A 12873-nucleotide genomic window follows, 5' to 3' on the forward strand; every position below is an offset into this window, starting at 1 on the left:
CCGGAAAAGCTCGTTAGAAAAGCAGAATCCTATCACGCTATCAGGATGTAGGCCGCTTATCCAGCACTGCATCAATCAGGCCATACTCTTTGGCTTGATTGGCGCTCATGAAATTATCCCGATCAGTATCACGTGAGACAGCTTCAATTTCCTGGCCCGTGTGGTGGGCAAGAATTTGGTTCAGTTTCTCACGAATACCGAGAATCTCACGGGTATGAATTTCAATGTCAGACGCTTGGCCTTGATAACCACCCAGCGGCTGGTGAATCATGACGCGTGAGTTGGGAAGGCAATAACGCTTGCCAGCAGCACCCGCTGTCAATAACAGCGCACCCATGCTGGCCGCCTGACCAATACACACCGTAGAGACATCTGGTTTCACAAACTGCATAGTGTCATAAATCGACATACCCGCAGTGACCGATCCACCTGGCGAGTTAATATACAGGTGAATATCTTTATCGGGGTTTTCCGATTCCAGGAACAGCAGTTGGGCAACAACCAGATTAGCCATGTAGTCTTCTACAGGGCCTACCAAAAAGATCACACGCTCTTTTAACAGGCGTGAGTAAATGTCGTAGGCTCTTTCCCCTTTGGCGCTCTGCTCAACCACCATGGGCACTAAACCGCCGGCGTTTTGAATATCAAACTCACTCATTCAGGTGATTCCTTGCGTCCGGGAAGGGAAAGGCGCACCGACATATTAGGTGCGCCGCGTTCCAGGGTGTTAGGCGCTCGCTTGCTCGCCCTCTTCAGCACCCTCATCTTGCTCTGCCTGCTGTTGCGCAGCGGCAAGGGCTTGCTGGTAAGACATTTCAACGTCTTTAATGTTCGTTTGTTCGAGCAGCTTAGCTACCGCTTTCTCTTCGAGAATGGCAGATTTTACTTGGGTTTTCATCTGCTCGTTACCCATGTAGTAGCTAACCACCTCATCAGGATCTTGGTACTGCTCAGCAAGCTCGGTCACTTTTGCTTTGATAGCATCATCGTCAGCATCGAGTTCGTTAGCTTTGATTACTTCAGCCAGCAACAAGCCGACCTGAACGCGGCCTTTGGCCTGCTCTTCAAACAGTTCGTTGGGCAACTGGCTGACATCAAAATCTTCGCCTAGACCAAACTGCTGCGCCGCTTGGCGCTTCATGCCGTCAGTCTCTTGTTGAACGAGCGCGCTAGGCACAGGAATTTCGTTAACCTTTTTCAGCGCATCAAGCACTTGCTGCTTAACCCGGTTATCAACGGCTTGTGACGCTTCACGGGTCATGTTCTTCTTGATTTCAGCGCGGAATTTTTCCTGATCGCCGCCTTCAACGCCAAAACGCTCGATAAACTCAGCATCTACCTCGGGCAACTTCTGGCTGCTGACCTTATGTACGGTTACCTTGAAGGTGGCTTCTTTACCGGCTAAATGTTCGGCCTGGTAATCCTCAGGGAAGGTGACGTTAAGGGTCTTCTCTTCGCCCGCTTTAGCGCCAATTAACTGCTCTTCAAAACCAGGAATAAAGCTATTGGAACCAATGACCAGCGTGTGGCCTTCGGCACTACCGCCTTCAAAAGGCTCGTCACCGATGTAACCCTGGAAATCGATAGTGACTTGATCGCCGTCAGCTGCAGCAGCGTCCACTTCTTCCCAGGCTGCATTTTGCTTACGCAGCGTATCGATCATCTCATCGACATCCGCATCACTCACCGAAACCACCGGGCGCTCAATCTCTGTACCTTCGATAGAGTTAAGCTCAACCTGCGGGTAGATCTCCATAACCGCAACGAACTCTAGGTCTTTACCAGACTCATTGACCGATGGCTCAATTTTCGGGAAGCCAGCAGGGTTCAACCCTTCTTCGGTAATAGCGCGCACATAACGCTCACGCATTACTTCGCTGACAACCTCGTTACGTACGTCTTGGCCGTAGCGCTGCTGGACTACTGCCATTGGCACCCGGCCCTGGCGAAAACCATTCAAGCGAACGTTCTTCGCAGTGTCTTTCAAGCGAGCGCTAACGGCCCCGTCAATTTCGGCCGCCGGCACTTGAATGGTAATGCGGCGTTCGATCTGGGAGGTCGTCTCGACAGAAACTTGCATGAATTGTCCTCTAACGGCTGGGCGTTGTGTTGATTGCATATAATAAGTTCAAGGGGGCAATTTTAAGAACCCCAACGCATAGTGGCAAGCGCCATGCTCGCAACATGGGGGCAGTGATTTTAAAAACAAGGCAATAAGCGAGCAATTAACCACTTTAAGGCGTGTTTAGCTTCATTATTCGCCCCACGTTGCGTAATTTTTACCATTCTACTGCTTTGTGCGTCTTGCAGCGACTTTTTCAATCACTACCGCAAAAAAAGCTAACCTGCATGACGCTCACCCGACCACCATAAGCTCAGCGCATGAAGAAGCACCCCAAGCGTAGCACCATGAGAAATGAATACCTGCCAACTGATCCAGTCCGTAAACAGCGCATGCCAGCCACCCATCACCACCATTCCCAGCAGCAGCATAACGACTAACCGTTTACATAGTTGTGGCAGACGACGACGCGCCTCCACGGCCAGTAAGCGCCACTGAACAATAGCCGCAAAAGCCACCAGCGCTAAGGCGAAGATAATCAGCGTCTGGCGGGTTTCATGCCCTCCCGCCATGTAGCGCGGCAAAGTTGCCAGCATAACGACACATAAGCCCAGCGCAACGCTGATGCGCTCAGGCGAGGTGGGGGCTCGCTGCATCGCTCAAGCCACCTCTAATTGCTGGGCAACGATCCACTCTTCCACCCAGGGCACAGCAGCATCGTCGGCCATAAAGGTCTCCATGGCATCGATCTCTAGGCGCTCCCCTAAACGCGTCGCGCCATGATCCGCCAGCAGCTCATCAAGCGCGCGGCCAGCGCCACAAAATGTATCACCATACGAGCTATCACCGAGTGCAATGAGTCCGTAGCGAAGTGTGGTAAGCGCAGGACTTTGGTCACGCAACTGCCGGACAAAGGGCACAAAGCTGCCGGGAAAATCACCACTACCAGTGGTCGATACACAAAAAAGCGCCAAATCGGCGTCACCGCTGACAATATCATCAACAGATGGCTGTTCAATAATCTCCACAGCGTAACCGGCCTGTTCAAATAGGGGTTTCACCTGCTCTGCCACATCAAGGGCACCGCCATACATGGTACCCACTAAAATATTTAGCTTCGGCATCGTCACTCCCCTGTCAAAGTGTCACAGTGCCAACCGTCAAGTCGACAAATACCTGATGAATTTGCTCAAATATTAACATGGCTGGTTAGAATGAGACACATCGCCCAAACGGGTGACCCACACGCAGCGCACAGGAGTGGCTATGCAGCAAACCTTCGAGGCTTGGATCACCCCGCTAATGATTAGCGGCCTGATCATATTTATGTGTTTTATTATCTGGGATTTGGCCAAAAAATCGAACGCAGGCAAATTTGGTACCATCATGCTGTTTGTGGTGCTCGGCGCAGGCATGCTGGGTTACGTCATTAAGGTGGTGATTACCTGGCTAATCGAAGGTGGCGGCATGCAGGGGTAGCAAAAGCCATCACTCCACAGGCTCGCTTATCACTATACTCATCACAACAACGCCCATCATAAAAGAGAAAAGGAGCGCCCGAAGGCACTCCTTTTTTATGAAGGGGAGTCTTGCATGACACGAGAGCAGCTACTGAACTGAGAGTACCAGCATTTCTCAAACCAAAAGACTATTCACCGCCTTCATAGTGTTCAACCTGCTGCTTAAGCTTTTGCCCTGGGCGAAACGTCACGACTCTTCGAGCAGAAATGGGAATTTCTTCACCGGTTTTGGGGTTACGCCCTGGTCGCTCGCGCTTATCTCGCAGATCAAAGTTACCAAAACCCGATAGTTTTACCTGTTCGTTCTCACGAAGGCAGGCTCTAATCTCTTCAAAAAAAGCTTCGACCATAGCCTTCGCTTCTCGTTTGGACAGGGCTAGCTCTGCATGCAAATGTTCGGCTAGCTCTGCTTTGGTCAACGCACCCATAAGGCTTCTCCTTATCCTTGAAGCAAACACAGCAACAAACGCTCTGTACCAAACGTACAGTAGCAAACGCATTGCCAAGAACGTGATAAGCATCGTGGCGTAGCCCAGGCACTCACATAGCTACTTAATTAGCCGCGCAGCTCAGCATCTAACTTGACACGCACTTGTGTCACAATTGAATCAACCAACTGATTGATTTCCTCGTCGTTTAGCGTGCGCGATGGATGCTGCCAGGTCAAGCCCAAAGCAATACTCTTGTGCTCTTCGGCCACACCTTTACCTGAATAGACGTCAAATAGCTTGATATCTTGCAGATACTCACCTGCTTGCTGCTTGGCGCAATCCAACAGCGCCTGCACAGGAGTCGCCTCTTTGAGTATAAACGCCAAATCACGGCGCACCTCAGGAAAGCGTGATAACGGTTCAAAGGCAGGAATACGGCCTTGGCTAAGCGCATCCAGACGCACTTCGAAGAGCACCGCATCCATCTTCAAGCCAAGCGTTGCGCGCACCTGAGGGTGCAGGGTACCGATCCAACCCGCAGGCTCTCCACGATGCAGCAGCTGCGCACACTGCCCCGGATGAAGGGCCGGGTGCTCTGCAGGCTCAAAGCGCCATGCGTCAGCGTCACCGCCCAAGGCCAGGACACTCTCCAAATCGCCCTTTAGATCGTAGAAATCCACCCGCCCTTTCGCATCACTCCAGCCCTCTGCTTCCCGCGCACCACAGACCAGAGCACCAAGCATCGGGACTTGTGACAACGCATCCAGTTCGCCGTTGAAAACCAGCCCGGTTTCAAACAGCCGCACGCGGGTTTGCTGACGGTTAAGATTATACTCCATGGCGCGCACCAAGCCGGGAAACAAACTAGCACGCATCACCGACAAATCAGCCGAGATAGGGTTAGCTAGCGCGGGGCTTACAGCATCGGGCAGCATGGTCGCTTGCAGCTCAGGAGCCACAAAGCTGTAGGTAATCGCCTCTTGGAAGCCGCGGGCAACCATCTGGCGGCGCAGCTGTGCCTGGGTAAGCGTTGCCTCGTCTGCTGAACGGAGCGCCAAGCGTGCCGCCGGCCGGCGCACCGGCAAATTATTGTAGCCATGGATACGCGCTACTTCTTCGATGAGATCCTCTTCGATGGCCAGATCAAAACGCCAACTCGGCGCAGTGACTGCCCAGCCGGCATCCTGCACGCTGACTTCAAGCCCTAGGCGTTGCAAGATATCAGTTACATCATCACTATCGAGAGCCTTGGAAAGCGCTTTTTCTAACCGTTCACTGCGCAAGAAAATAGCGCGCTCAGCAGGCATACGCTCAGCACTTTGCGCTTCAACAAGAGGCCCTGCTTGGCCGCCGCAGATATCAATCAAAAGCTGTGTGGCGCGCTCAACGGCAACTGGTGTCAATTGCGGATCGACGCCGCGCTCAAAACGGTGCGATGCATCTGTGTGTAGCCCGTAGGAGCGCGCCTGCCCCGCAATGGCAAGCGGAGTGAAGAACGCTGATTCAAGGAAAATAGTCTGGGTATTTTCATTAACGCCGGAGTTTTCCCCACCCATCACACCTGCCATGGCTAGCGGGCCTGAGCTGTCGGCAATGATCAACGTTTCGGGGCGCAGCGCCATATCACTACCATCAAGCAGTGTTAGCCGTTCGCCCGGCTTGGCCATGCGAACCACTATGCCCTCTTGCAGGTTGTGGCGGTCAAAGGCGTGCATCGGCTGGCCCAATTCCAGCATGACGTAGTTGGTAATATCCACCACTGGGTCAATCGAGCGCACGCCACTGCGGCGAAGACGTTCTACCATCCACAGCGGTGTTTCAGCCTTAACATTAACGCCCTTGATTACGCGACCAATATAGCGCGGGCACTGCTCTGGTGCCTCTACGCTCACCGCGAAGCTATCCTCAACCTCCGCGGCCACCGGTGCGATTACGGGCCCGTTAACCGGCAAACGGTTAAGCACGCCGACCTCTCGCGCCATCCCCTTAATACTCAGGCAGTCTCCCCGGTTGGGCGTCAGATCGACCTCAATCGTCATGTCATTAAGATGCATGAACTCTCTGAAATCGCCCCCCACCGGCGCAGATGACGACAGCACCAGGATGCCGGGCGAGGTCTCTTCTTCAAGCCCCAGCTCCGATGCAGAACAAATCATCCCGCGTGATTCAACGCCGCGTAGCTTGGCTTTTTTGATTTTAAAATCACCTGGCAGCACGCCACCCACCTGGGCAAAGGGGATCTTCTGACCAACATCAACATTGGGTGCACCGCAGACAACCTGCACAGGCTCGCCACTACCGTCATCAACGGTGCACACATTGAGCTTATCCGCGTCAGGGTGCTTCTCTTTACTCAGCACCTCAGCCACCACTACACCGCTGAATGCGGCGGCTACCGGCTCAATAGCGTCGACTTCCAAGCCCGCCATGGTGATTTGGTCGGCCATTGCCTGCGTTTCAAGCTGCGGCGAAACCCACTCACGCAGCCACTGTTCTGAAAATTTCATCGTTGATCCTGTATTCGGCGGCGGTCTTAAGCGAATTGACGTAAAAAACGCAGATCGTTTTCAAAGAACAGGCGTAAATCATTCACGCCGTAGCGCAGCATTGCCAAACGCTCAGCCCCCATTCCGAAGGCAAAACCGGTATAGCGCTCGGTATCAATACCCGAGTGACGAAAGACTTCAGGATGCACCATGCCGCATCCCATCACTTCCAGCCAGCCGCTGTGGGAACAGACACGACAACCTGATCCACTACACATCACACACTGAATATCCACTTCGGCGGAGGGCTCAGTGAATGGAAAGTAGGATGGACGGAAACGCACCGAAAGGTCGTCGCGCTCAAAAAATGCCTGCAGAAAGTCTTCGATCGTTCCTTTAAGGTCGGCAAAGCTAACCCCCTCATCGACCAGCAAGCCCTCCACTTGGTGGAACATGGGGGTGTGAGTCAAATCTGAATCGCTGCGATAGACCCGCCCCGGGCAAACGATACGGATAGGTGGCTCACTACTTTTCATAGTACGCACTTGCACCGGCGAGGTGTGAGTACGCAGCAAGCGCGTGGCGTCAAAATAGAAGGTATCAGCCATACCGCGAGCGGGATGGTGCGCGGGAATGTTGAGGGCTTCGAAGTTGTGATAATCGTCTTCAATTTCAGGCCCTACCGCCACGTCATAACCAATACGTGTGAACAGCCCCTCTATGCGCTCAAGCGTACGCGTGACGGGATGCAACCCACCGCTGGCCTGACCACGCCCTGGCAATGTGACATCGATACTTTCAGCGGCCAAACGGGCATTCAGCGCCTCACTTTCAAGCTGTTCGCGCTTAGCATCAATTTCGTCGGCCAGCGTTTGCTTGGCTTGATTAATACGCTCGCCTGCTGCCGGGCGTTCTTCGGCTGACAGCTTCCCCAGGCCCTTCAGCAAGGCAGTTACCTCACCTTTCTTACCTAAGTAGCGTACTCGTAACTCGTCTAGTGCGGCGACACTCTGCGCAGCCTGAATGGCGTCGCGAGCCTCAGATACCAGAGTAGGAAGGTGATCCATCCGTTTCACTCCGAATTAAGCGGTGTCCATCCGTGAAGATGGCGTGGCACGTTGAAGGTGACAAAAAAACAGGGGAAGAGCGGCTGCTCTTCCCCTGGATGGGTCACTCTGAAATGACCTCAGGCACGTAACACGGGCACAAGCCCTATGCATATTACCTTATTGGGCAGCCTTGGCTTTTTCCACGATGGCAGCAAATGCAGCCTTCTCGTGTACTGCCAAATCGGCCAATACTTTACGGTCGATTTCGATACCGGCTTTCTTAAGACCGCCAACAAAGCGGCTGTAAGACATACCGTTAACACGCGCACCAGCGTTAATACGCTGGATCCATAGCGCGCGGAACTGGCGCTTACGATTGCGACGGTCACGGTAAGCGTACTGACCAGCTTTGATTACAGCTTGCTTGGCAACACGGAAAACGCGTGAACGGGCACCGTAGTAACCTTTGGCAAGCTTCAATACTTTTTTATGGCGACGACGCGCTACTACGCCACGTTTAACTCGAGTCATAACACACTCCTGACTTTAAGGCTGAGGCAAAAAAATTGTGCACTCAGAAAAACGAAAACCCGACTTATAGATTCGGCAGCATACGCTGGATGAGCGCTTTATCAGACGCGTGGATCTGCTTCATTCCACGCAATTGACGCTTACGCTTGGTCGATTTCTTGGTCAAGATGTGGCTACGGTGAGACTGCTTGTGCTTAAAGCCATTAGCAGTCTTCTTGAAGCGCTTGGCAGCGCCGCTGTTGCTTTTGATTTTCGGCATGAGGAAAACTCCGCTCGATATTTTTTAGAAAACCCAGGGCCGACCACCGGTTTAACGGTGGCCCGTTGACATCGCCGTTGGATCACTTCTTTTTCGGGGCAATAATCATGATCATCTGGCGGCCTTCCATTTTAGGAAAGGCCTCTACCACTCCGATCTCTTCCAGGTCTGCCGCGATCCTTTCCATCAGCTTACGGCCGATATCCTGGTGCGCCATTTCACGACCACGGAAGCGCAGTGTGACTTTGCCCTTGTCACCACCTTCCAAAAAGCGCGTCAGGTTTTTAAGCTTGACCTGATAATCGCCTTCATCGGTGCCAGGACGGAATTTGACTTCCTTAACCTGGATTTGCTTCTGCTTCTTCTTTTGAGCCGCTTTCTGCTTCTTGGTCTCAAAAACGAATTTGCCGTAATCCATAATCTTACAGACGATGGGATCGGCATTCGAAATTTGCACGAGATCTAAGCTTTCAGATTCAGCACGCTCTAGCGCTTCGGTGGTGGGCACAACGCCCAACTGCTCACCGTCGCTACCAATAAGGCGTACTTCTTCTTCGACAATTCGCTCGTTCATTGGTGGGCGTTTGTCTGCTGGACGCCCGCGCTGGTTGCTTCTCTTGATCGTTCCGTCTCCTTAGGCCATTGACGATGTCGCCAGGGCTGCTCTCTCGGCAGTATGGCGTTCAATAAATTCATCGACCGTCATTGTACCGAGGTTTTCGCCGCTGCGTGTTCGCACGGCCACTGAGTCAGCTTCGACTTCCTTATCTCCCACCACAAGGAGATAGGGAACTTTCTGTAATGTATGCTCACGGATTTTAAAGCCGATCTTCTCGTTCCTCAAGTCCGCTTTAACACGCAAGCCACTTTTTTGCAGACGTTTCTCCAATTCGAGCGCATATTCACGCTGCGAATCGGTGATAGTCATGACAACCGCCTGCTGAGGCGCAAGCCATAATGGCATAGCGCCCGCATAATGTTCAATCAAGATGCCAATGAAGCGCTCCATGGAGCCTACAATAGCACGATGCAGCATTACCGGCGACTTACGCTGACCTTCTTCAGTCACATACTGAGCCCCAAGCCGCTCTGGCATCATAAAATCGACCTGCATAGTGCCGACCTGCCATTCACGCCCCAGACAGTCTTTCATATGATATTCAATCTTGGGGCCGTAGAACGCGCCTTCGCCAGGAAGTTCCTGCCACTCGACGCCACAAGTTTTCAATGCGCTACGCAGCGCATCTTCTGCCCGATCCCAAACCTCATCACTTCCAATGCGCTTTTCCGGGCGAAGAGCAATTTTAATAGCTATATCTTCAAAGCCGAAATCACTATACACCTTTAGCGCTTGGCGATGGAAATCAGTCACTTCAGGCTCAACTTGAGCTTCAGTACAGAAAACATGGCCATCATCTTGCGTAAATGCCCGCACACGCATAATGCCGTGTAAAGCACCTGAAGGCTCGTTACGGTGGCATCCACCAAACTCACCAAAACGAACGGGCAATTCGCGATAGCTACGCAAACCAGAATTAAACACCTGAACATGTCCAGGGCAGTTCATCGGCTTAAGAGCATACTCACGCTTTTCGGATTCAGTAAAGAACATGCCGTCCGCGTAGTTATCCCAGTGCCCTGATTTTTTCCAAAGCGATACGTCCATAATCTGAGGACAGCGTATTTCTTGATAACCACCCTCTTTATAGACGCCCCGCATATATTGTTCGATCTGCTGCCATAGCGCCCAGCCGTTTGGATGCCAGAATATCATCCCCGGCGCCTCTTCCTGCATGTGGAAGAGATCCAACCGACGCGCCAACTTACGGTGATCGCGTTTCTCCGCCTCTTCGAGACGTTTGACGTAAGCCTTCAGCTGTTTTTTATCACCCCACGCGGTGCCGTAGATACGCGTCAACATAGTATTTGCAGCGTCACCGCGCCAATAAGCACCGGCCAACTTGGTCAACTTAAAGGCTTTTAAGTGGCGGGTATTTGGCACATGAGGCCCGCGGCACATATCGGTGTATTCTTCGTGATGATAAAGCCGGATGGTCGCGTCATCGGGAATATCGCGAACAATTTCCTGCTTATAAGGTTCATCGCGGTGTAAAAAAGTCAGCATTGCCTGGTCACGATCAACATACTCGCGTACCACATCGTACTCACGCTCTATCAGTGACTGCATACGCGCTTCGATGGCTTCCAGGTCTTCCGGTGTGACAGATTGACCAAACTCAATATCGTAGTAGAAACCATCTTCAATAACTGGCCCGATGGCCATTTTGGCCTCGGGGTACATCTGCTTAACCGCATGACCAATGAGGTGAGCGCAGGAGTGGCGAATAATTTCCAGCCCTTCAGCGTCACGGGCAGTAATTATCGCCACCGTTGCGTCTTGCTCGATCAGGTCAGCGGCATCTACCAGCACACCATCGATCTTTCCAGCGATACAGGCCTTAGCCAAACCAGGGCCAATGGATTCTGCGAGCTGCATAATGGTTAGCGGTGCTTCAAACGTCTTTTGACTGCCGTCAGGCAGAGTAACAATAGGCATTCAGATTCCTTGAGCGCAGTGGTGATCCATACCAAGGATCACATATCGCTATCAATGGTCTTGGGAGAGGTGTAAATGTACCAACATAAAACAGCAGCAAGACTAGCAGACTTGCCGACCGCTTAAAATAAAAACGGGAGGCATAAGCCTCCCGTTTCTTTACCTGTGGATTGCCGCTAGCACTTTATAACCAAACCGCAAACCTCAGATGATAAGTGAACTTAGTTCCACTCATCCAGTTCAACGCGACGGTTCTGGAAGCGACCTTCTTCAGTCTCGTTAGAGGCGACCGGACGCTCTTCACCGTAACCTACCGCACGCATGCGGTTAGCTTCTACGCCACGGCTCGCCAAGTAGTTAGCAACAGATTGAGCACGCTCTTGTGACAAGTTTTTGTTGTACTCGTCAGAACCGCGTGAATCAGTGTGGCCTTCGATGCTTACGCGAACATCAGGGTTGCTGACCAAGCGCTCTGCAACACCGTTAAGCACGCTCTGAGCGTTAGAGGTTAACTGAGCAGAATCAAACTCGAAGTTAACATCTTCCAGAACTACGCTATCCGGGCAACCCAGGGCGTTCACTTCTACACCAGCAGGAGTGTTCGGGCACTGATCACGGTAATCGGGCACACCGTCGTTATCGGAGTCAAGCGGGCAACCGTTGGCATTAACTTCAACGCCAGCGGGAGTGCCTGGGCACTGATCGCGGTAGTCCGGCACGCCATCACCGTCAGAATCTAACGGGCATCCCTCGGCGTCAACTGCGACACCAGCAGGCACTTCGCCATAGCTCGGGCACTGAGGTGCAACCGGCTCAGGCGTACGATCAGCACATAGCAGACCGCCGATAGCAGCACCAGCTGCGGCACCAGTAGCAGCGCCGCTCTCTTCATCAGAACTACTGCTGGTGGCGTAGCCAATGCTGCCACCGATAACGCCGCCTGCCAGACCACATACCGCAGGGTGCTGGTACCAGCTGCGGTCGCTGCTAGCGCTTGCTTGGCCGGAAGACTGTGAGGCCGAGCTGGCACAGCCAGATAGACCTACTACCAGTGCGGAACCGATGAGCAAGCCAGTCGTTGATTTTTTCATGCAAGACTCCTTCTTGATCCAATGCTGAAATGGCCATAAGTGACCAAATCTATCCAATGCTTCTTATTGCGAGAGCATCCATTTTTCGCCTGCTCCATATCGCTGTTGATAGTATCAAGCTCCCAGTACCAATAATCACGTACTAATTACTCAACACCCAGTCGATATAGAGCGATGTGCCTATCATTCACGCTTAAGCGCAGGAAGGCAACAATGCCAAGATATCAACTTCTTGCCAATACCGACATCCTTCAGCATAGCAAAATTGCCGCAATGGGCACTAAAAATTAGCTTGCTATGCTTTTGAGCGGTTTAAACCGCTCAAAACCTGTCATTAATGCAGCGCTTTTCTGCCTTGGGCACGCCATTTCAGCACTGCCCGAGCTGCCTCCAATACGGCATCGCGCATATCATTTTCTACCATCAGCCGCTCTTTGTCTTCCTGCATACGCTCTCGGGGGGACAACTGTTGACGAGCGGTATGGGTATTCAGGTGTTGAGTGCGGCTGTAGTGCTCGGCAAATGCCTTAAATTCAGTTCGTTCCGTTAAACTAGGATCAATGATTTCCAGTAACACCTTGCACCGCCAGGCGCCTTCGGTAATATCGACCTGCTCCTGAACCAGTGCGCTTGCTACATAATCGAGGTTTTCTAAGCTATTTTGTTGGGCGCGAGCGTCTTCATCGCGACGATAAGCTTTTCGACGACTCACCTCTTTGCGTAACGACCATGCGTAGAAACACAACCCTACAATGACTGCAATCGCCACGGCGAGTAATACCAGCGCTACCGTTGAGCTCATGAAACTCCTCATTCAGCGGATAAATTGCTTGACGAAAATTGTACACCCTTATACCACTATTCTGCCAATAGCATCTAGGCTTGCT

At 52.3% G+C, this 12873-nt stretch carries 14 protein-coding genes; 1 reads left to right on the forward strand and 13 read right to left on the reverse strand.

Annotation, left to right across the window (positions count from 1 at the left end):
- Positions 1 to 40: 40 nt before the first annotated feature.
- From clpP to E0L35_RS22030, 4 genes are all read right to left on the reverse strand, one after another.
- Complete coding sequence (clpP, locus tag E0L35_RS22015; RefSeq protein ID WP_009287800.1) at positions 41 to 658, reverse strand: ATP-dependent Clp endopeptidase proteolytic subunit ClpP; 618 nt, start codon at positions 656 to 658, stop codon at positions 41 to 43.
- Between the two features lie 69 nt (positions 659 to 727).
- Positions 728 to 2080, reverse strand: coding sequence for a trigger factor (gene tig / locus E0L35_RS22020; RefSeq protein ID WP_138801435.1), 1353 nt, complete (start codon positions 2078 to 2080; stop codon positions 728 to 730).
- Positions 2081 to 2340: 260 nt separating this feature from the next.
- Positions 2341 to 2718, reverse strand: coding sequence for a hypothetical protein (locus E0L35_RS22025; protein WP_022523304.1), 378 nt, complete (start codon positions 2716 to 2718; stop codon positions 2341 to 2343).
- 3 nt (positions 2719 to 2721) lie between these two features.
- Positions 2722 to 3186, reverse strand: coding sequence for a flavodoxin (locus E0L35_RS22030; protein ID WP_022523303.1), 465 nt, complete (start codon positions 3184 to 3186; stop codon positions 2722 to 2724).
- A gap of 142 nt (positions 3187 to 3328) precedes the next feature.
- Here E0L35_RS22030 and E0L35_RS22035 point away from each other — a divergent pair, with 142 nt between their 5' ends.
- Positions 3329 to 3541: a DUF2788 domain-containing protein gene (locus E0L35_RS22035; protein ID WP_022523302.1), complete on the forward strand. Its 213-nt coding sequence runs from the start codon at positions 3329 to 3331 to the stop codon at positions 3539 to 3541.
- Between the two features lie 169 nt (positions 3542 to 3710).
- Here the strand turns inward: E0L35_RS22035 and E0L35_RS22040 are convergent, their stop codons facing one another.
- From E0L35_RS22040 to E0L35_RS22080, 9 genes are all read right to left on the reverse strand, one after another.
- On the reverse strand, positions 3711 to 4010 hold the full coding sequence (locus E0L35_RS22040) for an integration host factor subunit alpha (protein ID WP_022523301.1): 300 nt from the start codon (positions 4008 to 4010) through the stop codon (positions 3711 to 3713).
- 128 nt (positions 4011 to 4138) lie between these two features.
- The gene (pheT, locus tag E0L35_RS22045; RefSeq protein ID WP_138801436.1) at positions 4139 to 6520 is read right to left on the reverse strand and encodes a phenylalanine--tRNA ligase subunit beta; all 2382 of its coding nucleotides are present in this window, start codon (positions 6518 to 6520) and stop codon (positions 4139 to 4141) included.
- Between the two features lie 26 nt (positions 6521 to 6546).
- The gene (pheS, locus tag E0L35_RS22050; RefSeq protein ID WP_022523299.1) at positions 6547 to 7566 is read right to left on the reverse strand and encodes a phenylalanine--tRNA ligase subunit alpha; all 1020 of its coding nucleotides are present in this window, start codon (positions 7564 to 7566) and stop codon (positions 6547 to 6549) included.
- Between the two features lie 159 nt (positions 7567 to 7725).
- On the reverse strand, positions 7726 to 8079 hold the full coding sequence (gene rplT / locus E0L35_RS22055; RefSeq protein ID WP_007114344.1) for a 50S ribosomal protein L20: 354 nt from the start codon (positions 8077 to 8079) through the stop codon (positions 7726 to 7728).
- Positions 8080 to 8143: 64 nt separating this feature from the next.
- Entirely contained in the window at positions 8144 to 8338 is a 195-nt protein-coding gene (gene rpmI / locus E0L35_RS22060; RefSeq protein ID WP_027959586.1) for a 50S ribosomal protein L35, read from the reverse strand.
- A gap of 82 nt (positions 8339 to 8420) precedes the next feature.
- Positions 8421 to 8912: a translation initiation factor IF-3 gene (infC, locus tag E0L35_RS22065; RefSeq protein WP_009287797.1), complete on the reverse strand. Its 492-nt coding sequence runs from the start codon at positions 8910 to 8912 to the stop codon at positions 8421 to 8423.
- Positions 8913 to 8972: 60 nt separating this feature from the next.
- Entirely contained in the window at positions 8973 to 10895 is a 1923-nt protein-coding gene (gene thrS, locus E0L35_RS22070) for a threonine--tRNA ligase (protein WP_009287796.1), read from the reverse strand.
- Between the two features lie 221 nt (positions 10896 to 11116).
- Complete coding sequence (locus E0L35_RS22075) at positions 11117 to 11986, reverse strand: OmpA family protein (RefSeq protein ID WP_022523297.1); 870 nt, start codon at positions 11984 to 11986, stop codon at positions 11117 to 11119.
- Positions 11987 to 12320: 334 nt separating this feature from the next.
- On the reverse strand, positions 12321 to 12788 hold the full coding sequence (locus tag E0L35_RS22080) for a DUF2489 domain-containing protein (protein ID WP_138801437.1): 468 nt from the start codon (positions 12786 to 12788) through the stop codon (positions 12321 to 12323).
- Between the last annotated feature and the right edge of the window lie 85 nt (positions 12789 to 12873).

Source organism: Halomonas sp. ATBC28 (assembly GCF_005937175.1).
In the GTDB taxonomy this organism is placed as follows: domain Bacteria; phylum Pseudomonadota; class Gammaproteobacteria; order Pseudomonadales; family Halomonadaceae; genus Vreelandella; species Vreelandella titanicae.